Origin of the sequence: Pseudomonas sp. S3(2024) (genome assembly GCF_036861315.1) — a bacterium.
GTDB classification, from domain to species: domain Bacteria; phylum Pseudomonadota; class Gammaproteobacteria; order Pseudomonadales; family Pseudomonadaceae; genus Aquipseudomonas; species Aquipseudomonas putida_A.
In genome coordinates, this window is record NZ_JAZAQQ010000013.1 from 23,585 (window position 1) to 48,959 (window position 25,375).

General features: G+C 60.1%; 18 protein-coding genes and 1 tRNA gene. 3 read left to right on the forward strand and 16 right to left on the reverse strand.

Annotation, left to right across the window (positions count from 1 at the left end; all coding sequences use genetic code 11):
* Nucleotides 1-48 precede the first annotated feature (48 nt).
* The gene (locus VLA07_RS24435) at nt 49-1,827 is read left to right on the forward strand and encodes an acyl-CoA dehydrogenase C-terminal domain-containing protein (protein ID WP_096796670.1); all 1,779 of its coding nucleotides are present in this window, start codon (nt 49-51) and stop codon (nt 1,825-1,827) included.
* A 227-nt stretch (nt 1,828-2,054) separates the two neighbouring features.
* Here VLA07_RS24435 and VLA07_RS24440 read toward each other — a convergent pair whose 3' ends face one another.
* The gene (locus tag VLA07_RS24440) at nt 2,055-2,984 is read right to left on the reverse strand and encodes a LysR family transcriptional regulator (protein WP_135296700.1); all 930 of its coding nucleotides are present in this window, start codon (nt 2,982-2,984) and stop codon (nt 2,055-2,057) included.
* A gap of 169 nt (nt 2,985-3,153) precedes the next feature.
* Between VLA07_RS24440 and VLA07_RS24445 the strand changes: the two genes are divergently transcribed.
* A complete protein-coding gene (locus VLA07_RS24445; protein WP_098965931.1) occupies nt 3,154-4,437 on the forward strand; it encodes an aspartate aminotransferase family protein in 1,284 nt (427 codons plus the stop codon).
* 196 nt (nt 4,438-4,633) lie between these two features.
* Nucleotides 4,634-4,792, forward strand: a complete 159-nt coding sequence (locus VLA07_RS24450) for a YqaE/Pmp3 family membrane protein (protein WP_003228885.1) — start codon at nt 4,634-4,636, stop codon at nt 4,790-4,792.
* A gap of 136 nt (nt 4,793-4,928) precedes the next feature.
* On the opposite strand, the gene VLA07_RS24455 is transcribed toward VLA07_RS24450, so the two are convergent.
* The 15 genes from VLA07_RS24455 to dnaG all read right to left on the reverse strand — a co-directional run bounded on the left by VLA07_RS24455 (nt 4,929) and on the right by dnaG (nt 24,896).
* Nucleotides 4,929-6,740 (reverse strand): S9 family peptidase, encoded by a 1,812-nt coding sequence (locus VLA07_RS24455; protein WP_333992009.1) that lies wholly within the window; start codon nt 6,738-6,740, stop codon nt 4,929-4,931.
* Nucleotides 6,706-7,878, reverse strand: a complete 1,173-nt coding sequence (gene pqqE, locus VLA07_RS24460; protein ID WP_333992011.1) for a pyrroloquinoline quinone biosynthesis protein PqqE — start codon at nt 7,876-7,878, stop codon at nt 6,706-6,708. The genes VLA07_RS24455 and pqqE overlap by 35 nt, the downstream gene beginning before the upstream one ends.
* Nucleotides 7,850-8,125, reverse strand: a complete 276-nt coding sequence (gene pqqD / locus VLA07_RS24465; RefSeq protein ID WP_003228880.1) for a pyrroloquinoline quinone biosynthesis peptide chaperone PqqD — start codon at nt 8,123-8,125, stop codon at nt 7,850-7,852. Before pqqD ends, pqqE begins: the two co-directional genes overlap by 29 nt.
* Nucleotides 8,122-8,874, reverse strand: a complete 753-nt coding sequence (gene pqqC, locus VLA07_RS24470; protein ID WP_042606685.1) for a pyrroloquinoline-quinone synthase PqqC — start codon at nt 8,872-8,874, stop codon at nt 8,122-8,124. Before pqqC ends, pqqD begins: the two co-directional genes overlap by 4 nt.
* A 141-nt stretch (nt 8,875-9,015) precedes the next feature.
* Entirely contained in the window at nt 9,016-9,927 is a 912-nt protein-coding gene (gene pqqB, locus VLA07_RS24475; RefSeq protein ID WP_333992014.1) for a pyrroloquinoline quinone biosynthesis protein PqqB, read from the reverse strand.
* A gap of 81 nt (nt 9,928-10,008) precedes the next feature.
* On the reverse strand, nt 10,009-10,083 hold the full coding sequence (gene pqqA / locus VLA07_RS24480) for a pyrroloquinoline quinone precursor peptide PqqA (protein WP_003422658.1): 75 nt from the start codon (nt 10,081-10,083) through the stop codon (nt 10,009-10,011).
* A gap of 158 nt (nt 10,084-10,241) precedes the next feature.
* Entirely contained in the window at nt 10,242-12,659 is a 2,418-nt protein-coding gene (gene pqqF, locus VLA07_RS24485; RefSeq protein ID WP_333992015.1) for a pyrroloquinoline quinone biosynthesis protein PqqF, read from the reverse strand.
* 48 nt (nt 12,660-12,707) lie between these two features.
* Nucleotides 12,708-13,502, reverse strand: coding sequence for a carbon-nitrogen hydrolase family protein (locus VLA07_RS24490; protein WP_333992016.1), 795 nt, complete (start codon nt 13,500-13,502; stop codon nt 12,708-12,710).
* A gap of 12 nt (nt 13,503-13,514) precedes the next feature.
* Nucleotides 13,515-15,197: a flavin monoamine oxidase family protein gene (locus VLA07_RS24495; RefSeq protein ID WP_330207875.1), complete on the reverse strand. Its 1,683-nt coding sequence runs from the start codon at nt 15,195-15,197 to the stop codon at nt 13,515-13,517.
* A 356-nt stretch (nt 15,198-15,553) separates the two neighbouring features.
* On the reverse strand, nt 15,554-16,015 hold the full coding sequence (locus tag VLA07_RS24500; RefSeq protein ID WP_007910086.1) for an Lrp/AsnC family transcriptional regulator: 462 nt from the start codon (nt 16,013-16,015) through the stop codon (nt 15,554-15,556).
* A gap of 157 nt (nt 16,016-16,172) precedes the next feature.
* A complete protein-coding gene (locus VLA07_RS24505; protein ID WP_134787475.1) occupies nt 16,173-16,913 on the reverse strand; it encodes a hypothetical protein in 741 nt (246 codons plus the stop codon).
* Between the two features lie 138 nt (nt 16,914-17,051).
* Nucleotides 17,052-17,128, reverse strand: a tRNA-Ile gene (locus VLA07_RS24510).
* A gap of 15 nt (nt 17,129-17,143) precedes the next feature.
* On the reverse strand, nt 17,144-20,890 hold the full coding sequence (locus tag VLA07_RS24515) for a bifunctional diguanylate cyclase/phosphodiesterase (RefSeq protein WP_333992026.1): 3,747 nt from the start codon (nt 20,888-20,890) through the stop codon (nt 17,144-17,146).
* A gap of 126 nt (nt 20,891-21,016) precedes the next feature.
* Nucleotides 21,017-22,864, reverse strand: a complete 1,848-nt coding sequence (rpoD, locus tag VLA07_RS24520) for an RNA polymerase sigma factor RpoD (protein WP_333992029.1) — start codon at nt 22,862-22,864, stop codon at nt 21,017-21,019.
* A gap of 67 nt (nt 22,865-22,931) precedes the next feature.
* Entirely contained in the window at nt 22,932-24,896 is a 1,965-nt protein-coding gene (gene dnaG / locus VLA07_RS24525) for a DNA primase (protein ID WP_247269642.1), read from the reverse strand.
* Nucleotides 24,897-25,375 lie beyond the last annotated feature (479 nt).

Here is a 25,375-nt window from a genome sequence, read left to right on the forward strand (position 1 = left end):
GAAAACACTCTTCCACGAATCACCTGTTTAGATCTTGCGAGGTTTGCCATGGCTGACTACAAAGCGCCGCTGCGCGATATGCGCTTCGTCCTCAATGAAGTATTCGAAGTCGCCAAACTCTGGGCTGAACTGCCGGCCTTGGCCGAGACTGTCGATGCGGAAACCGTAGAAGCCATTCTCGAAGAAGCCGGCAAGGTCACCAGCAAAAGCATTGCGCCACTGAGCCGTGCGGCCGACGAAGAAGGCTGCCACTGGAAGGACGGCGCCGTCAGCACCCCGGCCGGTTTCCCACAGGCCTATCAGACTTACGCTGAAGGCGGCTGGGTCGGTGTCGGTGGCGATCCGGCCTACGGCGGCATGGGCATGCCCAAGGCTGTCTCGGCGCAGGTCGAAGAGATGGTCAACTCCGCCAGTCTGTCGTTCGGCCTGTACCCGATGCTGACCGCCGGCGCCTGCCTGTCGATCAACGCCCACGCCAGCGAAGAGCTGAAGGCCGCGTACCTGCCGAACATGTACGCCGGCATCTGGGCCGGTTCCATGTGCCTGACCGAGCCGCACGCCGGCACCGACCTGGGCATCATCCGCACCAAGGCCGAACCGCAGGCCGACGGTTCCTACAAGGTCAGCGGCACCAAGATCTTCATCACCGGCGGTGAGCACGACCTGACCGAGAACATCATCCACCTGGTGCTGGCGAAACTGCCGGACGCACCTGCTGGCCCGAAAGGCATCTCGCTGTTCCTGGTGCCGAAGTTCATGGTCAATGCTGATGGCAGCCTGGGCGCGCGCAACCCGGCGAACTGCGGTTCGATCGAACACAAGATGGGCATCCAGGCGTCCGCGACCTGCGTGATGAACTTCGATGAAGCTGTGGGCTATCTGGTCGGCGAGCCGAACAAGGGCCTGGCGGCGATGTTCACCATGATGAACTACGAGCGTCTGGGCGTCGGTATTCAAGGTCTGGCCAGCGGTGAGCGTTCCTATCAGAACGCCGTCGAATATGCGCGCGATCGTCTGCAGAGCCGTTCGCCGACCGGCGCGCAGAACAAGGACAAGGTTGCCGACCCGATCATCGTTCACCCGGACGTGCGTCGCATGCTGCTGACCATGAAAGCCTCGAACGAGGGCGGTCGCGCCTTCTCCACTTACGTGGCGATGCAACTCGACACCGCCAAGTTCAGCGAAGACGCGACCACCCGCAAGCGCGCAGAAGATCTGGTCGCGCTGTTGACTCCGGTGGCCAAGGCATTCCTCACCGACCTGGGCCTGGAAACCACCGTGCACGGCCAGCAGATTTTCGGCGGCCACGGCTACATCCGCGAGTGGGGTCAGGAGCAACTGGTGCGTGACGTGCGCATCACCCAGATTTACGAAGGCACCAACGGCATTCAGGCGCTGGACCTGGTCGGGCGCAAGATCGTCGGCAGCGGTGGCGCGTTCTACAAGCTGTTCGCTGACGAGATCCGCCACTTCACCGCGACCGCCAGCGCTGACCTCGGTGAATTCACCAAGCCGCTGAACGATGCCGTCAGCACCCTCGACGAGCTGACGGCGTGGCTGCTGGATCGGGCGAAAACCAATCCGAACGAAATCGGCGCGGCCTCGGTCGAATATCTGCAAGCGTTCGGCTACACCGCTTATGCCTACATGTGGGCACTGATGGCGAAAGCCGCGCTAGGCAAAGAAGCCCAGGAGGATTTCTACGCCAGCAAGCTGGGTACCGCACGCTTCTATTTCGCCCGTCTGCTGCCGCGTATCCACTCGCTGAGCGCATCGGTGAAGGCTGGCAGCGAGTCGCTGTTCCTGCTGAATGCTGAGCAGTTCTGATGATGTAACGTCATGTAAGCATTCTCTTACATGACGTGCTGCTGTTCTCCCATATGCGTAGATTGGATCCACAGCTAATCTACAACTCATGGACGTCGCGCAGGAAGCGCAAAGCAACAACACGGACACGTAGGATTCTGCCAGGGTGGCGGAGTGAAATGGATGTCAGGGAAACAGTCTGCAAAGCCCCGCTTCGGCGGGGTTTTCTTTTGCCTGCAGAAAAGTTTTCAGGCCAGCGGATCCAGTGGCGGCGCGGCTTTTAGCGGTTTGTCTTCACGCTGAATCACTTCTTCCAGCAATGTGCGCAGTAACGCCAAAGACGCCTGCTGGCGTTGCACATCGCGGCACACCAGCCCAACCTTCAGCGGCACCCGTGGTTCGCTCAACGGCTTCCACAACAGATCCTCATCGTCGTATTCCTTCTGTGAACGCCCGGGCAGCACCGTCGCCAGTTTGGTGTGCGGCAGACTGTCGAGAATCCCCAGCATATTGTTCAGCTCGGCCTGCACTTGCGGGCGCCGACCCAGGCTGGTCAGTTGCGCCTGCCAGATCTGCCGGATCTGAAACTCTTCGCCCAGCAGCAACATCGGCAATTCCGCTGCCTGCCGCATCGAGACCTTCTTGAATTCACGCAGCGGGTGATCCGCCGGGATGACCAGCGTCAGCTCATCTTCATACAACATCACGCCATGCAGCCCCGGTTGGCGCGGCGGCAGGTAGCTGATGCCGATGTCCAGTGAGCCGTTGAGCAAACGGCGCTCGATCTCCAGCCCCGTCAGTTCATAGATCTGCACCACAAGATGCGGCTGCGCCTTGCGCACCCGTTCGAGCATTTGCGGCACAAGGCTGGTGTGCACGGTTTGCAGTACGCCGATCGCCAGCGTGCGCAAGGCCTGCCCCTTGAAGTTGCCCAGCGCTTCCCGCGCCCGCTGCAAACCGTCGAGCAGCGGCAGGGCGTGGTTGTACAGCGTGTGCGCGGCAAGGGTTGGCAACAGGCGTTTGCTGCTGCGTTCGAACAGCGTGACGTCGAGGTTCTGTTCGAGCTGGCGAATCTGCTGCGACAGCGCCGGTTGCGAAATCGACAGGCGTTCGGCGGCCCGGCCGACATGACCCTCTTCGTAGACCGCGACGAAATAACGCAGTTGTTTGAAATCCATAAGTAATGCTTATCGAAAATGCTGGTAAATCGAAATGGCCCGAAGCCGTCAGTGAGCCTAGTCTAACCGCAATCACAAGGCTTACAGGGCCAGAGAGCGCGATGAATAGCGTTTGCTTCGACAGTGTTTGCATAGGCGGTTCAAAAAACCTCAAGCGAGGTTTTTTGCAATGAATCTGTTCAGTCTGCGGCGTCAGGCGCCGAGTCTCGATGACCTCGCTTTCGAGGCCGGTCCACCCCAGGCAGGCGATAGCCTGAATGCCGAGCGACTGATGCCCAGCGTCGAGCGACCGGCGCAGGTCTTCGTGCGTGGCCAGGGATCCTGGTTGTGGGACAGCAACGACCGCGCTTATCTCGACTTCTCCCAGGCCGGCGGCGCCAACAGCCTCGGCCACAGCCCTTCGGCGCTGGTCAAAGCCATCGCCAGTCAGGCCCAGGCGTTGATCAATCCCGGTTTCAATCTGCACAACCGCGGCATGCTCAGCCTTGCCGAGCGCCTGTGCGCCAGCACCTCCAGCGATCAGGCTTACCTGCTCAACAGCGGCAGCGAGGCCTGTGAAGCGGCGATCAAACTGGCGCGCAAATGGGGCCAACTGCATCGTGGCGGCGCCTCGCGGATCATTGTTGCGAAGCAGGGTTGCCATGGCCGCAGCCTGGCAACGATTTCCGCGTCGGACAGTTGCAACCTGCACAACCGCTTCGCACCGTTGCTGCCGGGTTTCGATCTGGTGCCGTTCAATGACTTGCCTGCGTTACATGCCGCCGTCGATGCGCAAACCGTGGCAATCATGCTCGAACCGATCCAGAGCGATGCCGGGGTGATTCCGGCCACCGAGCATTACCTCAAAGGCGTCGAGCGTCTGTGCCGAGAATTGGGCATTTTGCTGATCCTCGACGAAGTGCAGACCGGCATCGGGCGCTGCGGCACATTGCTCGCCGAACAGTCCTACGGCGTGCGCGCCGATATCGTTGTGCTCGGCAAAGGCCTCGGCGGCGGTGTTCCTCTGGCGGCGTTATTGGCCCGTGGCAAGGCCTGCTGTTTTGACGCCGGTGAACTGGGCGGCACCCATCACGGCAACGCGCTGATGACAGCGGCCGGTCTGGTGGTGCTTGATAGCGTGCAGGATCGGGTATTTCTCGAGCAGGTCAAAGACCTCGGCCAGCACCTGCGCGAAGGTCTAGCTCGATTGGCACACCGCTACGGGCATGGCGAACTGCGTGGTCAAGGTCTGTTCTGGGGATTGAGCCTGTCAGAGGATTCCGCCGATGCCGTAGTCAAAGCCGCCTTGCATGAAGGCCTGCTGCTCAACGCGCCGCAAGCCAACTGCCTGCGTTTCACCCCGGCACTCAGCGTCAGCAAGGCCAACATCGACGAAATGCTCCTGCGCCTGGCCCGCGCCTTCTCGCGAGTGCGTACCGCGCAACTGCAATGCCGCAAAGGGATTGCCGTCTGAGCTGAAGTTTCCTACCCGATTTGAAGAACCGTCTCGCGGTATAACGCACGCCCCACGCCTGATTCTTTTGGCGTGGGGCGTTTTTTTGTGCCCGATGGTGGCGATCAAATGGCGTTTGCACTGAACCCTGACGAACGGCGCAGGTCGATTAGCGTGTATGGCTCATGTGAGCCAACCCCCATTCAGGAGCTGACCCATGGACTTCATTCGTATCATCATCGCCATTCTGTTGCCGCCACTGGGTGTGTTTCTGCAGGTCGGGTTCGGCGGGGCGTTTTGGCTGAACATTCTGCTGACGCTGTGCGGCTACATTCCCGGGATCGTGCATGCGGTGTACATCATCGCCAAGCGCTGAGTATCGCCGAGTCAGATAAAAAGCCATCGCGAGCAGGCTCACTCCCACAGGGGATTTGTGTTGTGAACACGGTCAACTGTAGGAGTGAGCCTGCTCGCGATAGGGGCACCGCTATTTTGAAATGTAAATGCGGTGTTTAGTCCGCCAACCCCATCACCCGCCGATAAAACCGCCACTCCTGCTCCAGCGCATGCGCCTGATTGGCGGCGCGACGGAAACCATGGCGTTCGTCGGCGTAGTAATGCGCCTCGACCGAGATACCGTTTTGCTCCAGCGCCGCGACCATGTCGCGGGTCTGTTGCGGCACCACCACCGCATCCAGTTCACCCTGGAAGAAAATCACCGGCACACGGATGTTGCTCGCATGCAGTAGCGGCGTGCGGGCGGCGTAGCGCTCGGCATCCTGTTCGGGATCGCCGATCAGCCAGTCGAGATAATCACCTTCGAATTTGTGGGTTGCCCGGGCCAGTGCCACCGGGTCGCTGACGCCATAGAGGCTGGCGCCCGCGCGGAACACCTGCTGAAACGCCAACGCGCATAACGTGGTGTAACCCCCGGCGCTGCCGCCGCGGATAAACGCGCGCTCGCCGTCGATCAGACCTTGCTCGGCCAGATACGCCACCACCGCGCAAGCATCCTCGACATCCACCTCACCCCAACTCAGATGCAACGCCTGACGATATTTGCGACCGTAACCGCTGCTGCCGCGATAGTTGAGGTCGGCGACGGCGAAACCACGCTGCGTCCAGTACTGAATGCGCGGGTCGAGCATCGGGTAGCAGGCCGAGGTCGGGCCGCCGTGGATGAATACCACCAGTGGCGGCCGGGCTTCGTCGTTCATCGCCGGATAAAAGAAGCCGTGAGCCTCACCGCTGCCGCTCGGGTAGCGCAAGGTCTGCGGACGGCTGATGCGCTCCGCCGGCAGAGGTGCAACACCACCGGCCAGCACTTGCACCGAGTGGGTCGTGCGATCGATGGCGATCACCGCCGAAGGGCTGATCGGCGAGGCGGTAATGCAGTAGATGAATTGCTGATCCAGCGCCAGATGGCGGAAGCGGCTGTAGTCGCCGGTAAAGTCTTCGCTGTCTAGCGCCAGGCGTCCAAAACCGCCTTCGCTCCAGCTTGCCAGAAATGAATCGTCCACCGGCAACCAGGTGCAGCCACCCATTTGCCAGGGTGCCGGCGCATGGTCGGCTTCGGCGCAGGGCAGTCGCTGCAAGCCGTCGGACGTTTCGCCCCATGGCTGCCAGAAGCCGCCGCGATCGGTCAGGCACAACAAACGTCCTTTAGCGTCGAACCGCGGTTGCTGGATCGACTCTTCAAGGTCAGCCCCCGCCACGCAACGCGGTGCGCCAAAGCCACCCTCAGCCAGACGCTCGGCCACCATCAATCGCGTGGATGTCCAAGGCTGATGCGGCCGACTCCACTCGATCCAGGCCAATCGCGAACCGTCCGGGCTGATCACCGGTGCTGCATAAAAATCCGCACCTTCAGCCAGCAAATGCCGGGTGCCGTCGGCCAGATCAATCGCTACCAGCCGATGCTGGTCGCGCAGTTCCTCGACCGCCAGCACTTGGCCGAAAGTAAAATGCAGATCGCCATAACGACACTCGCCAGAAGTCAGCACCTCGGGCGCGCCATCCAGCGTCTGCCGATACAACTGCTGATCCGCCTCATTGACGAAAACCACCCCGTCCGGCGTCAGACAAAACGCGCCACCGCCATATTCGTACACCCGGCTACGCACGCTGAAGCCATCCGGCGTCAGACATTTCGCCGCGCCGTCTCGCCAGTGCCAGATCCGGCACGCAGCATCTTCGGGGCGATATTCATTCCAGAACAAACCGCGGGCACCGAGTTGCAGTTCGGCGAAATCCATTCCGGCGGCGACAGCCTGGGCGGCGCTGAAAGGCTCAGCCCTTGGCGATGAGGCGTGAGTTTCGTTCATTACGGAAGGCCAGTTGTTCGATGGTCTGAGTGGCGGTCTCGGCTTCTTCGCGGGCCGCAAGGATCACGCCGTGATGTTCGGATTTGCTGCACACCGGGTCGGCATTGCTCGCGTCACCTGTGAGCATGAACGCCTGACAGCGGCAGCCGCCGAAATCCTGTTCCTTTTCGTCGCACGAGCGGCACGGCTCGGGCATCCAGTCGTAACCGCGAAAGCGGTTGAAGCCGAACGAGTCGTACCAGATGTGCTGCATGCTGTGGTCGCGCACATTGGGAAATTGTACCGGCAGCTGTCGGGCACCATGACAGGGCAGGGCAGTGCCGTCCGGGGTAACCGTCAGAAAAATACTGCCCCAGCCGTTCATGCAGGCTTTCGGGCGTTCTTCGTAGTAGTCCGGGGTGACGAAAATCAGCTTGCACGGATGCCCTTCGGCTTCCAGTTTGGCGCGGTATTCGTTGGTGATGCGTTCGGCGCGCACCAGTTGCTCTTTGGTCGGCAACAGGCCGACACGATTGAGCTGCGCCCAGCCGTAGAACTGGCAGGTGGCGAGTTCGACGAAGTCGGCTTCCAGCGCGATACACAGCTCGATGATGCGGTCGATCTTGTCGATGTTGTGTCGGTGGGTGACGAAGTTCAGCACCATCGGATAGCCGTGGGCCTTCACCGCGCGAGCCATTTCCAGTTTCTGCGCGAAGGCTTTTTTCGAGCCGGCGAGCAGGTTGTTCACTTGCTCGTCGCTGGCCTGGAAACTGATCTGGATGTGATCGAGACCAGCCTTTTTGAAGTCGCTGATTTTTTGCTCGGTCAGACCGATGCCGGAAGTGATCAGGTTGGTGTAGAAACCCAACTGTCGCGCTTCACGGATCAGTTCGGCGAGGTCCTGACGCACCAGCGGTTCGCCACCGGAAAAGCCCAGTTGCGCCGCGCCCATCTCCCGCGCTTCGCGGAAGACCTTGATCCACTGCTCGGTGCTCAGCTCTTTACCCTGCTCGGCGAAGTCCAGCGGATTGGAGCAGTACGGGCATTGCAGCGGGCAGCGGTAGGTCAGCTCGGCGAGCAACCACAGCGGCAGGCCGACTTCAGGTTTTGGCGGTACTTGCACCGATGCCTCAGGCAAGTTCGATCCAGTGCTGCGCACGGGCAACCTCCATGAATTGCTCGATGTCTTCACCGAGCTCGGGCACGCCGGGGAACTGCTCGTCGAGTTTGGCGATGATCGCCGCGACATCGCGTTCACCGTCGATCAATCCGCCGATCAGCGCGGCGCTGTCGTTGAGCTTGATCATGCCCTCGGGGTAGAGCAGCACGTGACCTTTTTGCGCCGGTTCGTACTGGAAACGGTAGCCGGGGCGCCAGGTCGGGATCTTGCTGCGATCAAAACTCATAGGGTGATTCCTTTGTGCCAGACCCGCTGCTCGGTGACGCTGTGATACGGCGGGCGGTTCAGTTCGTAAGCCATGCTCATGGCATCGAGCATGCTCCAAAGAATGTCCAGTTTGAACTGGAGAATTTCCAGCATGCGCTCCTGACCCTCGCGGGTCTTGTAGTGCTCGAGCGTGATCGCCAGACCGTGCTCGACATCGCGCCGCGCTTGACCCAGGCGAGTGCGGAAATATTCGTAACCGGCCGGGTCGATCCACGGGTAATGCTGCGGCCAGCTGTCGAGACGCGACTGGTGGATCTGCGGCGCGAACAGTTCGGTAAGCGAGCTGCTGGCGGCTTCCTGCCAACTGGCGCGGCGAGCGAAATTGACGTAGGCATCGACGGCGAAACGCACGCCGGGCAGCACCAGTTCTTGGGAGCGCAGTTGATCCGGGTCGAGGCCGACCGCCTGACCGAGCCGCAGCCAGGCTTCAATGCCGCCGTCTTCACCGGGGGCGCCATCGTGGTCGAGCAGGCGTTGAATCCACTCGCGGCGAATCTCGCGATCCGGGCAATTGGCGAGGATCGCCGCGTCTTTCAGGGGGATGTTCACCTGATAGTAGAAGCGGTTGGCGACCCAGCCCTGAATCTGCTCGCGGGTGGCACGGCCTTCGTACATCGCCACGTGATACGGGTGGTAGATGTGGTAATAGGCGCCCTTGGCGCGCAGGGCCGCTTCGAATTCGGCGGGGGACAGCGGGGTGTCGGTCATTGCGGTTCTCCGGGGGAACAACCCTAGAAATATCTGGTGTCTGTGCCGGCCTTATCGCGAGCAGGCTCACTCCTACAGGTGATCGCATTCCAATGTAGGAGTGAGCCTGCTCGCGATAGACCGCGCAGCGGTCTCAAAGGCTTACAGCACAATACTCATGCCATCAAACGCCACTTCAACATTACGCCGCGCCAGCTCCGCGCGCTCCGGCGATTCTTCATCGAGAATCGGGTTGGTGTTGTTGATGTGGATAAGCACCTTGCGCTGCTCGGGCAACTGCTCCAGCACTTCGAGCATGCCGCCGGGGCCGTTCTGCGCCAGATGGCCCATCTCGCGACCGGTGCGGGTGCCGACGCCACGGCGCTGCATTTCATCGTCATCCCACAGCGTGCCGTCCACCAGCAGGCAATCACTGCCGGCCATGATCTCCAGCAATGGCGCATCAACCTTGCCCAGCCCCGGTGCATAGAACAGTTTGCCGCCGGTGTTCAGGTCTTCGACGATCAGGCCGATGTTGTCGCCCGGGTGCGGGTCGAAACGGTGCGGCGAGTACGGCGGCGCCGCGCTGCGCAACGGCAGCGGGGTGAAGCGCAGGTTCGGGCAGGCCGCAACGGTGAAGCTCTGGTCGAGCTCGATGCGGTTCCAGTTCAGCCCGCCGTTCCAGTGGGTCAGCATCTTGAACAGCGGGAAACCGGTGCTCAAATCTTCGTGAACCATGTCCGTGCACCAGACCTGATGCGGGCAGCCTTCGCGCAGGCTGAGCAGGCCGGTGGTGTGGTCGATCTGGCTGTCCATCAGGATGATCGCGCTGATGCCGGTGTCGCGCAGTGCACGGCCCGGTTGCATCGGGGCGAAGCTCTGCAGTTGCGCACGGATGTCCGGCGAAGCGTTGCACAGCACCCAGTTCACGCCATCATCGGAGATTGCGATGGACGATTGGGTGCGGGCCTTGGCATTCAGGCTGCCGCCGCGAAAGCCAGCGCAATTGACGCAGTTGCAGTTCCACTGCGGAAATCCGCCACCGGCGGCCGAACCCAGAATCTGGACGAACATGAACGCTCCCATCTTTCAACGCTGAAAATAAAACGCCCCGGCGAGCCGAGGCGTTGCACTGCAAGTCTGCGTAGGCAGAACTCAGCGGCTGGCGAAGTACATGGTGACTTCGAAGCCGATACGCAGGTCGGTGTAAGCCGGTTTTGTCCAGGACATAGGGTGACTCCTCATTGGGTGGGTGGGATAGCGCTGTCCATAGTTATAGTCCACGGCAGCGCAGGGATGTTCCAAATAGTTAGGCTGCTATGTTACTCAAAATTTCAACGGTATTGCCCGTGAATCTTTGAGAAAGCTCCTTGCAGCCTTGGTAATGATCATTTTGTCGCTTGCCACGGCGCGCCGGGTGACGATTCGCTGGCCAGGCAGCGCCAGCCGCCCTTGGGGTTGAGCAAGCGCTGCGCTGCGTCCAGCAATGTTGAGCGTTTCAGTTGACCCATGGCTGTGTGCAGTTGCGCCAGATAATCCGACGAGTGGCCGGCGAGCTTGGCCTGCCACAGCAACTCGGCGGCGTCTTTGCCGGACAGATGACTCTCATCGAACTGATCCGCGAGTGACTGGCGTTGCTGGTTGAAGTCCTCTTCATCGAGGTTTTCGATCAGCGCAGGAATGCCCTCGAGGAACTGCTGGACATGCCCAAGCAGCTCAACGGGCGCAGTATTCGGCGACTGCACACCGAACAGCAATCCACTCTGGCCATGCATCTGTCGCAAGGCGCTGAATACCGCGTAGCCCAATTGCAATTCGACTCGCAGGCGTTGATAGAACGGTGTCTGACACAGCTGCGCGAGCAAGCGCCAGGCGGCTTCGTCGGCGATCTCGCGGCCGGTGCTCGGGCAGAACAGCAGCAACGCATGCTCGCTGGACGCGGTGTCGATGTGGCTCCACAGATGTTGCGGGTTGATCGCCGTCGCTGCCGGCAATTGATTGTCCGGTGTGCCGGGGATGCGGCTCAGGGCCAGGCCCATGGCTGATTGCGTCTGTGCGTTGAGGCCAAGGGCCAGTCCGTCCCAGCGCGAAGTTGTCCACAGCTGTTTGACGTCGTTCGACTCGACGGCCGATGACAGACAATATTCAGGCAACGCCTTGAGCAACTGGCGGATCGGTATCAACGGCGCTTCTGGCTCTACGCTCGCTGAATCGGCGTCAATTTGCGTCAGACATTTCAGCGCGTGTTCGAGGACACTGGGCATCGGCTCCTGCAAGCCCGTCAGTTTCAGCAGCCACTGCGTGCCGGTGGCGCTGAACGCCAATTCGACGCCGGCCTGCCGCGCGTCTTCCTGCGTTTCCCACAGACTGCGTCGCAACTTGCCTTGCAGATCTGTGCCGGCCGCCGCCTGCGTTTGCCAACGCAAGTAAATTGCGCCGTGGTCGGTATGATCCGGCAACGCCTGGCTGAATTGCATCGGCGAACGCTCACGCCGACCGCGCGAGCGATCCTGAGCGAAAGTCCGCAAGCCACGATGGGCGCTGGTCTGGCCGCGAATCAGGCCGGCGTTGGCCAGCGGCTCGTTGGAGCCTAGAAAAGGATTGGCGGCAGGCAGGTGCCAATGGTCGCTGAAGTTATCCACAACGCCGATGTCGCGCAGAATCTGTTTGAGCGCAACGACGCCGTTTTCCGACAGACCGTTTTCGCGTTGTTCACTGTCGAGCCGCGCCAGTTGCAGTGCGCCACTGACTTGCTGCTGACGTTCCAGCAGTTTGGCGTATTCCCCGCGCAGCGCTGCCCAGTCCTGTTGCGCGGCAAAGAAGCTCAACCAGTCCAGCAGCTGTTCACCAATGACGCTGAGGGATTCGGCGGGGGCGGTGAATTGCAGGTGCAGCAGCGCTTGCCCGGCGAAATGATACAGCGGCACGGCTTTCAAACTATCCGCGAGGCGGTGTTGCTGCAAATGGACGAGCAAACCGCCGGGCTTGGCGCTGTTCAGCCAATGGCAGAGAAACGCCAGCGCTTCGGCGGACGAGTCGGGCAGTGCTTCGAAAGCGAACAACAGATGGCTGCTTCGCTCGCCGACCTGTTGATAACTTTTTACCGCCAATGGCAGCGGCGCTGCTTGCTCGACCTTATCCCCAGCCGGCAGCACGGCGGCGAACTGCTGCGCCAGTACGCGCAATTCCTCGATGCTCTGCGGCCCGACCAGGCTCAGCGTCATTTGTCCGGTGCGATAAAACTGCCGGTGGAAATCTTTCAGCGCCTGTTGAAACGCTGGTAACTCAACTTTCAGGCTGTCGCGATTTCCCGCATGAAACCCGCGCAGCGGATGTGCGGCCGGCAATCCCTCGTACAGCGCCAGTTCCTGCTGAGCCGTCGGATCTTGCGACCACGCGACGAATTCCGCGTCCAGCACTTCCCGTTCGCGCAACTGATCGTGCGGATTCATACGCGGCTGGGCGAGCATGTCTGACATACGCTCAAGCCCGGCGCTGAAGGCAGCGGTCGGCAATTCAAAGAAGAAGTCTGTCGTGCGCTCGCGGGTGCTGGCATTCACCTGCCCACCGTGACTTTGCACGTAGGCCATCAGCGCCTGGCTCGCAGAAAAACGCTCAGTGCCGAGAAACAGCAAATGCTCAAGAAAATGCGCCAGTCCCGGCCACTCCAGTGGCACATCATGGCTACCGGCAGCCACCCGCAACGCAGCGGCACTGCGCTTCAAGCCGGGCACCTGACGCAGGGTCACGCGCAAGCCGTTGGCCAGGGTTTCAGTGTGGGGGCGGGGGTGAGTCGGCGCAGGCATGGGCACTTCCAGAACAGTGAAGTGCCAATGCTAGCGGATTGGGTGGGGTCAGCGCTTGTTCAACGCGTGGTAAAGCTCGGGACGACGGTCGTTGAGGTAGCGATTGGCGGCGCGGGAATCTGCCATCAACTGTCGATCCAGCTCACCGACGATCAATGCTTCATCGAGTCCGGCCTGGGCGATACGGCTGCCGTCCGGCGCGGCGATGCTGCTTTGTCCGCAATAGTGGATCTCGCCTTCCTGCCCGCAATAATTGGCGTACGCCACGTAACACTGGTTTTCGAAGGCACGGGAACGCACGGTAACGTCAGCGACGAAATCGAACGGAATCATGTTCGCCGTCGGCACCACAATCAGCTCGGCGCCGGCCAGCGCCAGACGCCGCGCGTTCTCGGGAAACTCCAGGTCGTAGCAGATCAGGAAACCGAGCTTCCAGCCGTTGAGCTCGACCACCGGAAACGCATCTTCGCCGGTGCTGAACATCGAACGATCCAGGTCGCCGAACAGATGGGTCTTGCGGTAGTTGCACAGGCGCTCGCCGTGCGCGTCGATCAACTGCACGGCGTTGTAGATCTGCCCATCGGCCGTGCGCTCGGGGTACCCGTAAGCAATTGCCAGCCCGGCGGCTTTGGCGATTCGACCGATCTGTTGCGCCCATTCACCGTTGTAGACCTCGGCCAGCGTACTGACTGCCTCGGCGCCGATGTTGTAGCCGGTCAGAAACATTTCCGGCAGCACCAGCAGGTCGGCACCCTTGGCCTCCATCGCCAGTTGCTGCAGGCGATGCAGGTTGGCGGCGGGTTCCTGGGGCAGCGGTGGACATTGGTAAAGGGCTACACGCATCGGGGATTCCTCTTACTCGGGCAGGGCGATAGGGCCGATGTCTTTGAACACATCACCCGGGCCCGGGTTCTCTTTATGTGTCGAACCGCCGAAATGCTTCATGATCCCCCACACGGCGTTGAGCGACGTCTGCACCGCGCCTTCGACCCACGCCGGGGTCCACGATACGTCGTCACCGGCGATGAAAATCCCGCGCTGCTCGGCTGGCATGTCGTCCTGCATGAAGTGCGCGTACATGCGCTGGTTGTAGCGATAGTGGCCGGGCAGGGCGCCTTTGAATGCGCCGAGGAAGTACGGGTCGGCTTCCCACGACACGGTGATCGGATCGCCGATGATCCGCGCGGCGATATCGACTTTCGGGTAGATCTTCTTCAGCGCGTTCAACGCCAGCTCTACGCGTTTTTCCACCGGGTGCGGCAGCATCTTCAGCGCGTCGCTCATCCACGAGTAGGACAGGCAGATCACTCCCGGCTTGTCGTCACCGTTGTCGAACAGATAGGTGCCGCGGGTCAGGCGATCGGTGAGGGTCATGCTCATCAGGTCGCGACCGGTTTCCGGGTCCTTGTCCTTCCAGAATGGCCGGTCGACCATCACGAAGGTCTTCGACGACTGCATGTAGCGCGTGCGATCCAGCGCCATCCACATCTTCTGCGAGAACAGGGTTTCGTCGCATTCGATCTGCGTGGTCAGCAGCCAGCTCTGGCAGGTGGTCAGCACGGCGGCGTATTCGCGGGTGTCGCCGTTGTTGTCGGTGACGGCGAAACGGCCGTCCGGCGCGTGAGCGATTTTCTTCACGCCGGAACGCGGCGCGCCACGGTGCAGGGATTTCAGGCTGGTGCCTTCCGGCCAGTGCACGCAGCGCTCCGGCACATGCCGCCAGATGCCTTGTGGCACTTGTTCTACACCGCCAACCACCAGGTGTTGGTGATCGTCGCAGTTGGTCATCACCACGCGGAAGATTTCCAGCATCGAATTGGGGAAGTCCGAGTCCCAGCCGCCGGTACCGAAACCGACCTGACCGAACACTTCGCGGTGATGGAACGAGAGTTTGGCGAAGGCTTTGGAAGTGGCAACGAAGTCGTAGAACGTGCGGTCGTCCCACAGCGGAACGAGCTTGTTCCACAGCTCTTTGAGGCGTGGCACATCGCGGTCGCGGATCGCTTGCTGAATATCGGCGAACTGCGAGCCGGCCTCCAGCGCATCCGCCCAGGCGTCAGCCACTTCCTGGAACAGTGCAGGAAGATCCTTCAGGCTTTGTGCGTAATGGGTTTTGCCTTCGAGGTCGATCACGGTGCTGCCGGAAGCCGGCGTCAGCGGGTTCGGGAAAGGTTTTGTCTCAAGACCGAGCTTGTCGACGTAGTGATAAAACGCAGTAGAGGACACCGGGAAACGCATGCCACCCAGTTCCGCGACGATGCCATCGGTGCCGTTGAACGCTTGCGAACGCAGGCGGCCACCCAGTTTCGAGGCCTCGTAAACCACCGGTTTCAAGCCGAGCTTCATCAGTTCGTAAGCGGCCACCAGGCCAGCAATGCCGGCGCCGACTATCGCCACTTCAGCACCATGGTAGTGTTCAGGAATGCTGCCGAGACCGGCCGGGTGTTCGATCCAGTCGTCGAAGGCGAACGGAAAGTCCGGGCCGAAAATGGTGACGGGTTTCTTACCGTCTGCAGGATGGCGATTGTTCTTGTTCATGGCTGACCTTGCTGGCGACCCGACGCAGGATGCGCGTCTGAGTATAGGAAAAGATGCCAGCCATTCTAGGGAGCGTAGAACACGTTAATAAGACGCAAAGTGTCGTCGTTTTGCCATTCTATTGATCAAAGTGACAATCTTTTACTGCACTTCGATCATTGTGCGGGTGGGCTTGCTCGCGAAGTCAATGTTCCCGCCACCAAGGAAGGTGGCTGACAGACCGCTTTCGCGGGCAAGCCCGCTCCCACAGTGGGTTTTGTGTCTGACGCAGATTCTGCGCTCAACCCGGTCAAACGTGGGAGCGGGCTTGCTCGCGAAGAGGCCCTATTTGCCAATCGGAAGGTTATTGCCATTACTCAAACCGGCTGCCCACGATCAATCTTGCTGCTCAAAATGATCGAGGTCGTGGTCTTTTCCACCCCATCCACACTGCCAATCTGGTCCAGCAACTGATCCAGTTGCTCCGGCGAGTCGGTGCGCAACCACGCCACATAATCAAATTCGCCACTCACCGCACACAACTGCTGCACCTGCGCCATCGCGCTCAACCGGCGCAATACCTCTTTGCCTGAGCGCGGCTGCACCTTGATCCCGACGTAGGCTTGCAGCCCACCATCGACGACACGCTGACCCAAGCGCACGCCATAACCGGTGATCACCTTGGCCTTTTCCAGACGCGCCAGTCGCGAAGTCACTGTGGTGCGCGCAATGCCCAATTGGCGGGCAAGCATGGCCACGCTCTCGCGAGCGTTGATTTGCAGGGCGGCGATTAGCTGCCGGTCGATTTCATCGAGCACGGGCGGGCGGATGTCGGGCAAGGAAGGCTCCATAGGGCGCGGATCTTGGAGCGAGCATGTTACAGGCTCAACCGACGAGACGCTTGTGGGCGGTAATCGAATGATTGGCCAACGGGGCGCGAAGAGTGGACAGAAAAATCCGCGTAATTGCGCGGATTTTTATGCGTTGGATTGACCGTTATCTGGCCATTCTGCGTAAGGCTTGATCGATAAGTTCGATCTGGAAGCGGTATCGGAGATTTACGCGTTTGAGCAATACCGCTCCTATTGAAAGACCGAGTACCAAGGCAATGATCATCAATAAGGCGCTATCACCCCAGTTTCCGCTCACAGGTCCGGCCAACAAGGTCTTACTGATCCAGGGGAAACCGCCGAATTTTTCCGCGCAGACGTAGGCCGTTCCCAGCAGAGCAAGGGCTGCAGCTTTTTCTCCAAAAAACAGGGCGACACGCGCTTCTGCTCGATTGATTCTGAGTTCGAGCCAATACTTTGCATCTAGAAGTGCCACTTCCGAATGAGGTTCAAGTGAATCTACCAACGCATTCTCGTGTCTGACATCGGCAATCATGCTTTTCAAGGTGATGGTCTCCCATCGGAAAAGCGCGTAGACCAGTGCCGCCATGGGTGTAAGCAGTGACAGCAAAGTAGATATTGTCGAGAAGAACACAAGATAGAGAGCCAGATATTTGGCCTCTTCCGGCAACGGAGTCTGCGACGTATGCCAGTAGGCCATGCAGGCCGCGACGGCCATCCCGGCACCGCCGAGAATGAGACACCAATTGGCAAATTTCTCCGCATTCACTTCGAGTCTGCTACGCCGTGCAGATGCCTTCAGGGGTCTGCATGTACTCAAGTGTTCAAGAACTTTGATGGTATCGTCGATGTGTATTTCTGGAAGTTCCTTTTCCATTACGCTCATTGCGTGCTCCGTTGCGATTTGATTTTACGTATGACCCGCAGGCACCACTCACATCCAGGTGGATGGGGTCGACTGAGTGGCTGACGAGACACAAAAACAAAAAAGGCCTATGCCATCAAGCATAAGCCTTTGTATGTTTGGTGGGCCCACACGGACTTGAACCGTGGACCAAAGGATTATGAGTCCTCTGCTCTAACCAACTGAGCTATAGGCCCTCAGTAGGCCGCGGATTATAGCGACGGTTTGGCGGCTGTGCTATCCGAATAATCCGATACGGTTACACGAAGAAACGTTGCGGCGAATTCTTCCGGGGGCAGCGGCAGGCTGACGATGTAGCCCTGGATCTGTTCGCAACCTTCGGCGGCGAGGAATTGTTGCTGGGCCTGGGTCTCGACGCCTTCGGCGATCACGGTGAATTGCATGCTCCGGCCCAGAGCGATGATCGCGCGGACAATCGCCGCGTCGTGCGGGTCATCGGGCAGTCCGCGAACAAAGGACTGGTCGATCTTGAGGATGTCCAGCGGCAGGCGTTTGAGGTAGCTGAGCGAAGAATAACCGGTGCCGAAGTCGTCGATCGCCAGTTGTACGCCCAAGTGTTTGAGCTGGTGCAGCACCGCCAAGGCCTCCTCGGCCTGGCTCATGATGAAGTTTTCGGTAATTTCCAGTTGCAGTAAATCCGGCTGCAGACGGTTGTCCCTGAGCAGTTGTTCGATGCGTCCGAGCAGATTCGGCTGGCGTAGTTGCGCACCGGCGAGGTTGACTGACAGCGGGCCGAGGCTGTCGTAGATCTGGCTCCACTCGAACATCTGCCGGCAGGCGGTCTCGAGCACCCAATCGCCGATCTGCAGGATCATGCCGTTCTCTTCGGCCAGTGGAATGAAGTGCTCCGGCGGCACTTCGCCGAAGGTCGGGTGACGCCAGCGGATCAGTGCTTCGGCACCGACCAGGCGATGGTCGTCGAGGCTGATTTTCGGTTGGTAGTAGAGGAACAACTCTTCGCGCTCGATGGCCCGGCGCAGTTCGTGCTCCAGTGCCACGCGCTCGCTGGCCTGGGCAGTGAGGTCGCGAGTGTAGCTTTCGACGCGGTTGCGGCCCTTGGCCTTGGAGCGGTACATCGCCGCGTCGGCGTTTTTCACCAAGGTGGCGACATCGCAGCCATCCCGTGGATAGAGGCTGGTGCCGATGCTGGCGCTGATGAAGAACTCGTGCTCACCGGCCTGAAACGGTGCGCCAAAGCAGTTGAGCAGTTTGAATGCGATGTTGTCGGCATCGCTGGCTTGTTGCAGACCCGGCAGCAGAATGATGAATTCATCACCGCCCAGTCGTGCGACGGTGTCGATATCACGCAGTTGTTCTTTCAAACGCACGGCAATGCCTTTGAGCAGCAGATCGCCAACCGGGTGGCCGAGGCTGTCGTTGATGTGTTTGAAGCGGTCGAGATCGAGGAACAGCACCGCGCCCTGACCACCGTTTTCCTGCTGACTGTTCAGCGCGGTGAGCAGGCGACTTTCGAACAGGGTGCGATTCGGCAGGCCGGTGAGCGGGTCGTGGTGCGCCTGATAATCGAGCTTGGCTTGTGCGTGTTTGAGGCTGGAGATATCGGCGAACACCGCGACGAAGTGGGTGATGAACTTGTCGCGGTTGCGTACGGCGCTGATGGTCAGCCAGCTCGGATACAACTCGCCGTTCTTGCGCCGGTTGGAAATCTCGCCCTGCCAGTGTCCCTCGGCAGTCAATTGGTGCCACATTGCCGCATAAAACGCGCTGTCATGCAGTCCCGAGGCGAGCAGACGCGGGGTGTGGCCGAGGGCTTCGCTTTCGCTGTAGCCGGTGATTTCGCTGAACGCACGGTTCACCGCGCTGATGTGCTGCTGAGTGTCGGTGATCAACACGCCTTCGGCGGTGCTCTCGAATACGGTGGCCGCCTGCTGCAGTTTTTCCTGCATCAAATGGCGCTCGGTGATGTCCCGGGCGATGGTCAACATGCAATCTTCTTCGCCGATCGGCAGCGGACGGCTGGACACTTCGCACAGTCGGATCTGCCCGTCGCTGCGGCGGATATGGCAGGTGAAATCGCGTACGAAGCCGTCGCGGTGCAGCAGGTCGAGCATCTGCTTGCGTTCGTTGAGATTGACCCAGATCCCCAGGTCCAGCGCCGAGCGATCCACCGACATCGCGCTGTTGAACCCGGTGATGCGGCTGAAGCCCTCGTTGACCTCCAGCAGCAAGCCATCGCTCTGACGCGACAGCAGCAAGCCGTCCGGCGAGGCGTGAAAGGCTTTGGCGAACTTCTCTTCGGAGGTTTGCAGTTGCTGCTGGGTTTCCTTGAGCTGGGTGATGTCGCGCACGACCACCACCAGCGCCGGAGTGGTGTCGAGGTCGAAGGGCTCGGCGGAGATCAGACCGGTGAACACCTGGCCATTGTTGCGGCGAAAGGGCATCTCCAGGTTGCGGATACTGCCGGCCTGCAAGCGCTGTAACAGCCCGGGCCCGACCCCGGGGATGCCCCAGATGTTGAGTTCGGTGGCGGTCTGGCCGACGACGTCCTTGGCCTTGAGGCCGATCTGCTCTTCAAAGGCTTCGTTGACCTCCAGCAGATAGCCGTCGGACAACCGCGCGATCACGAGGATATCCGGGCATTGCTGGAACACCGACGCGAACTTCTGCTCCGAAAGCCGCAGCGCCTCCTCAGTGCGCTTGGTTTCGCTGATGTCGATCATCAGCCCGCGCATCACAGGCTCGTGGCCATGTTCAATCAGACTGACAATGTCACGCACCCACAGGCAGCGCCCGTCAGCGGTGATCACCCGATAGTCGAGGGTGTGATCGCGTCCGTCGCGTACCGCCTCATCGCAAATGGCCTGGGCGCGGGTCAGGTCGGCGGGGTGAATGATGTTGCGCCAGAAGCCCGGAATCAGCCAGTGCGCCTGTGGATAACCGAGCAGATCTTCGGCATGGGGCGACACATAGCTGTAGGTGAAGTCGCTCATGCGCGCTTCCCAGGCGATGGCCGAAAGGCTCTCGACCAATCCGCGGTAATGATATTCGCTGCTGCGCAATTCCTGTTCTAGGTCGACGCGGCGGGCGATTTCCGAACTCAAGCGGCGATTGATGCGAATGACCACCGCCAGAATGCTGACCAGCAGCAACAGGCCAGGAAGGCCATAGATCAGAAGATCCGACCAGAATGTCCGATGGTCCAGAACATTACCGACCCAATGTTCCTGAATGCTGCTGATTTCCTCGGGGCTCATGTCCGCCAGGACTTTGTCCAGAATACCCACCAGCATTTTGTTGTCGCGGGGTACGCCCATTGCCAACTGATAGCGATACGGCGTTTCACCGCTGACGTATAAACCGTCGAGCTTGAGCTGGCGCAGACTCCAGACGCTGGAGGCGAGATCGCCGACCACGGCGTCTACTTCATCGGTGGCCAGTGCCTGCAAGGCCGAACTGACGTTGGGCATGGCCACCAGATTCAGGTCGGGATGGTGGGTGCGCAGGAGTTCGTGGGGGGCGTAGTTTTCCACCACCGCGATCTTCAGACCGTACAGGTCCTCGATTTTGCGCGGCTGAGCGCCGCCGATGTGGGCGAGGATCACGATCGGGAAATCGAGGTAGGGACGGGTAAACGACAGATAGTTCTGGCGCTCCGGCGTGGACATGATCCCCGGTAGCAGGTCGATCTTGCCGGTCTTCACCTGCGCCAGCACTTCGGTCCAGCTCGATGGTTCGATCGGATTGAGTTTGATCGACAGTCGCTGGCGGATCACGTCGATATAGTCGGCGGCCAGGCCTTGATAGCGATTCTGTTCATCGCGGAACTCGAACGGCGGCCACGATGCATCGACACCCAGGCGCAAGTCCGGGTGAGCCGCCAGCCAGCTACGTTCTTCATCGTTCAGAGTCAGCGCGTCAGCCGTTGCGGTCCAGATCATCAGTGACAGCAAGAAAAGCACGGGCGCCAGTCTGGGCATAACCGTCTCGTTATGGCACGGGATTCATTGTTTCGAGTGTAGACGGGGTATGCCGGGGAGGGGCGGTGCGAGGGATTTAATCTGCCGCATAAACAAAACCCCCGGCCTGGGCCGGGGGTTCTGGTATCACTCGTCGAGGAAGGAGCGCAGATGCTCGCTTCGCGTCGGGTGGCGCAGCTTGCGCAGCGCCTTGGCTTCGATCTGACGGATCCGCTCACGCGTTACGTCAAACTGTTTGCCCACTTCTTCGAGTGTGTGGTCGGTGTTCATGTCGATACCGAAGCGCATGCGCAGTACCTTGGCTTCACGGGCAGTGAGGCCGGACAGCACTTCGCGGGTCGCTTCTTTCAGGCTTTCAACGGTTGCAACATCGATTGGCGACTGCATGGTCGAGTCTTCGATGAAGTCACCCAGATGAGAGTCTTCGTCATCACCGATCGGGGTTTCCATGGAGATCGGCTCTTTAGCGATCTTCAATACCTTGCGGATCTTGTCCTCAGGCATTTCCATGCGTTCGCCCAGCTCTTCCGGGGTCGGTTCGCGACCCATTTCCTGCAGCATCTGGCGGGAAATGCGGTTGAGCTTGTTGATCGTCTCGATCATGTGCACCGGAATACGGATGGTGCGGGCCTGGTCGGCGATCGAGCGAGTGATCGCCTGACGGATCCACCAGGTGGCATAAGTCGAGAACTTGTAACCACGACGGTATTCGAACTTGTCCACCGCTTTCATCAGACCGATGTTGCCTTCCTGGATCAGATCGAGGAATTGCAGGCCGCGGTTGGTGTACTTCTTGGCGATCGAGATCACCAGACGCAAGTTGGCTTCAACCATCTCTTTCTTCGCGCGGCGGGCCTTGGCCTCACCGATCGACATGCGACGGTTGATGTCCTTGATTTCAGCGATGGTCAGGCCGGTCTCGGTTTCCAGCGCGATCAGTTTCTGCTGGCAACGGATGATGTCCGGCTGTACGCGACCAATGGCTTCGGCGTATTTGCTCTTGCCTTTGGCCAGGGCGTCGGACCAGCTTTCGTCGACTTCATTGCCCGGGAACTGACGCAGGAAATCGGCGCGAGGCATACGTGCATCACGTACACACAGTTGCATGATCGCGCGCTCTTGCTGACGCAGACGATCCAGGGCGCTGCGAACACGCTCGACCAGGGCTTCGAATTGCTTCGGCACCAGTTTGATCGGCATGAACAGCTCGGCCAGGGCCAGCAACTCGGCAATCGCTGCCTTGTTGTGACGACCGTGCTTTTTCAGGGCCTTGCGGGTGATTTCCATCTGATCGGACACAGCGCCAAAACGCTGGGCCGCGATGACCGGATCCGGACCGCTTTCGGCTTCTTCTTCGTCATCCGAAGATTCGGCGTCATCGTCGTCGGTATCGTCGTCAGCCTTGGTGGCTTTCGCGTCGATCGGCGGTGGCACTTCGGCAGCCGGCGGCGCAATGCCGTCGTCCGGATCGATGTAACCGCTCAACACGTCGGACAGGCGACCACCCTCGGTGGTGACGCGAGTGTACTCGGAGAGAATGTGGTCAACCGTGCCAGGGAAGTGCGCGATCGCGCTCATCACTTCACGGATGCCTTCTTCGATACGTTTGGCGATTTCGATTTCGCCTTCACGAGTCAGAAGCTCGACCGTACCCATTTCACGCATGTACATGCGCACCGGGTCAGTGGTGCGACCGATATCGGTCTCCACCGCTGCCAACGCAGCGGCTGCTTCTTCCGCAGCGGCCTCGTCGGTATCGGCGTCGGCCAACATAAGGGCGTCCGCATCCGGAGCACTCTCGTGTACGGGGATCCCCATGTCGTTAATCATGCGGATGATGTCTTCCACCTGCTCCGGATCTGAAATATCCTCGGGCAGGTGGTCGTTGACCTCGGCGTAAGTCAGATACTTCTGCTCACGACCCAGTTTGATCAACTCAATAATACGAGACTGCTGTTGCGCTTTTCCGGACATAACACCCTATCCACTGAAGGTCTTGGCGGGCAAAAAACAAGCCGAGGATTATACCTGAGCTATGACCTCACGCGCCAGTTGAGGTCGGGTTTGATGCGGAAACATTGCGACTTAAAAGGTCGCGCAGTTGATTTTTCTCTTCGGCGCTCAGTTCGCTTTGACGCGCTTTCCTGAGCAACTGTTCCAGATTTCGCTCGCGTTGGCGGGCTGACAAGCTAGTAATGGTGTCGAAAAACTGTTGTTCAAGGTTTTCTCCGTCAATCAGCCACTCCTTTTCCGCCAGCGCTTTCAACAAGCGACCCTGTTCAGTGCCGTGCCATCGCGCGATCAACTGAAATGAGTTTAGCTTGGGATTCTTCTGTACGGCTTCGAGCAGCGACACAAGCAACTGTGCGTTGGTCTGATTTTCGTCCGCAATGTGCCCGGCGTCCTCGACGCGCTCGGCCAGTTGCGGGTGATGCAGCAATGTTCGCAGGGCGGTCAGGGTCGGTGATTCGACGCCAATCGGCGTGCGCGGGCGTTGTTGATCGCGATCGCCGCCACGCTTGCCGTTCTTGTCCCAGGGTTTCTTGTCCCATTTCTTGCCGCCGGCGCCGGGTTTCTTCGGCGTCCACTCCTGCTGCGGCACATACATGTCTTGTGCCTGCGGCTGATGGTAGTCGCTGTAATCCGGCATTGCGTCGTAATCGATGCCCGGATCGTAGGCGGGAGGCGCTTCCTGCGGCGCGCTTTGCGCCAGCTGGCTGACGGTTTCGCTGCTCAGACCGGTAATTTCGGTCAAGCGCTGGCGCATCAGGATGCGCAGGTTGGCGCCCGGCACTTTGTCGATCAGCGGCGCGGCGAGGGTGGCCATATGGGCCTTGCCTTCGAGCGAGCGCGGATCGGCTTCCTCGGTCAGTTGCTGGAAGAAATAATCGGCCAGCGGTTGCGCATGTTGGTTGATTCGGGCCTTGAAGGCATCAGTGCCTTCGGCGCGAACCAGGGTGTCCGGGTCTTCGCCTTCGGGCAAAAACAGAAAGCGCGCGCGGCGCCCGTCCTGCAGGCACGGCAATGTTGCTTCCAGTGCGCGCCATGCGGCGTTGCGGCCGGCCTGGTCGCCGTCGAAACAGAACAAGACGTTCGGCACTACCCGAAACAGACGCTTGAGGTGTTCTTCGCTGGTTGCAGTGCCCAGGGTCGCGACGGCATTGCGCAAACCTTGCTGGGCGAGGGCGATGACGTCCATGTAACCCTCGACGACGATGATTTCGTCGAGGTTGCGGTTGTTCTTGCGTGCTTCATAGAGGCCGTAGAGCTCCTGGCCTTTATGAAAGACCGGGGTTTCCGGCGAGTTCAGGTATTTCGGCTTGTCGTCGCCGAGTACCCGGCCACCGAAAGCGATGATGCGGCCGCGGGTATCGCGAATCGGGAACATCACGCGATCGCGGAAGCGGTCATAGCGTTTGCCGGTTTCGGCGTTCTCGATCAGCAGTCCGGCGTCGATCATGGCCTTCTGCTGCAAAGTGTCGCTGCTCAAATGTTTGAACAGGTTGTCCCAGCCCGGCGGCGCGAAGCCGAGACCGAAGTCCCGGGCGATCTCGCCGGTCAGTCCGCGGCCCTTGAGATAATCCACCGCAGCCTTGCGCGCCGGATGACTCTTGAGCGCCTGGCGGTAGAAATCGGCGGCGGCGGTGAGCAGCGGGTACAGCGGCGAATCGGTTGGCTGCCGCGGTTTGTGCGGGCGGCCACTTTCTTCGCGGGGGATTTCCATGCCGGCGGCTTTGGCCAGGTCCTCAACCGCCTGGGGAAAATCCAGGTTGTCGTGGTCCATGAGAAAGCCGAGGGCGTTGCCACCGGCGCCGCAACCGAAGCAGTAATAGAACTGCTTGTCCGGGCTGACGCTGAACGATGGGGTTTTCTCTTTATGGAACGGGCAGCAGGCGGTGTAGTTCTTGCCGGCCTTTTTCAGTTGCACACGCGAGCTGACCACGTCGACGATGTCGGTGCGGTTCAGGAGGTCGTCAATAAAGCTCTGGGGAATCAGCCCGGCCATGGCGTTCTCGTCTGCGCTGTAATGAGTCCGATGCGAAGGGCGGCCGGACGCAGGTCTTGAGTGAGGCGCACAAAGTGGGCGGCTCGACCGGGTTCGGTTGCGTGATCGCTGTCGGGAAGTGTATCTGCCGAAAAACCACTGACGTTAGTACTCATCAGTTTTCGACTATTTGAAAGTGTTGCGCTGAATCCGCTGACGGCCGATAAATGGCCCCGGATAGCTCAATAAAACGGGCACGCATGCAGGTGCCTTGGGCTGATCGTCGTAAGAGGAATCAGTGGGTGTGCTCGTCAGTAGCCTTGAAAGGCTCGTCAGAAAAGACGTGCACCGCTGGCAAAAGAGCCAGGTCTGACGCGTGAAGCAGATTTGTCTCGGTCGCGTGTGCGGCTTCGACGGTGAAGCATCAAGCGTTTTACGCAAATGCCATTAGCCCGGCTGAGGGCCGGGCTTAGGCAAGAAGCTTGCTACGATCGTCTGTG

Coding starts and splice junctions, on each gene's coding strand:
- VLA07_RS24440 (WP_135296700.1), bottom strand. CDS start 2,984: ATGGATTTCAAACAACTGCGTTATTTCGTCGCGGTCTACGAAGAGGGT.
- pqqD (WP_003228880.1), bottom strand. CDS start 8,125: ATGAGTTTTGATCGCAGCAAGATCCCGACCTGGCGCCCCGGCTACCGT.
- pqqC (WP_042606685.1), bottom strand. CDS start 8,874: ATGACCGACACCCCGCTGTCCCCCGCCGAATTCGAAGCGGCCCTGCGC.
- dnaG (WP_247269642.1), bottom strand. CDS start 24,896: ATGGCCGGGCTGATTCCCCAGAGCTTTATTGACGACCTCCTGAACCGC.
- VLA07_RS24505 (WP_134787475.1), bottom strand. CDS start 16,913: ATGAGCGTAATGGAAAAGGAACTTCCAGAAATACACATCGACGATACC.
- VLA07_RS24450 (WP_003228885.1), top strand. CDS start 4,634: ATGGACTTCATTCGTATCATCATCGCCATTCTGTTGCCGCCACTGGGT.
- VLA07_RS24455 (WP_333992009.1), bottom strand. CDS start 6,740: ATGAACGAAACTCACGCCTCATCGCCAAGGGCTGAGCCTTTCAGCGCC.
- VLA07_RS24445 (WP_098965931.1), top strand. CDS start 3,154: ATGAATCTGTTCAGTCTGCGGCGTCAGGCGCCGAGTCTCGATGACCTC.
- VLA07_RS24495 (WP_330207875.1), bottom strand. CDS start 15,197: ATGAACAAGAACAATCGCCATCCTGCAGACGGTAAGAAACCCGTCACC.
- VLA07_RS24435 (WP_096796670.1), top strand. CDS start 49: ATGGCTGACTACAAAGCGCCGCTGCGCGATATGCGCTTCGTCCTCAAT.
- VLA07_RS24490 (WP_333992016.1), bottom strand. CDS start 13,502: ATGCGTGTAGCCCTTTACCAATGTCCACCGCTGCCCCAGGAACCCGCC.
- pqqB (WP_333992014.1), bottom strand. CDS start 9,927: ATGTTCGTCCAGATTCTGGGTTCGGCCGCCGGTGGCGGATTTCCGCAG.
- pqqF (WP_333992015.1), bottom strand. CDS start 12,659: ATGCCTGCGCCGACTCACCCCCGCCCCCACACTGAAACCCTGGCCAAC.
- rpoD (WP_333992029.1), bottom strand. CDS start 22,864: ATGTCCGGAAAAGCGCAACAGCAGTCTCGTATTATTGAGTTGATCAAA.
- VLA07_RS24515 (WP_333992026.1), bottom strand. CDS start 20,890: ATGCCCAGACTGGCGCCCGTGCTTTTCTTGCTGTCACTGATGATCTGG.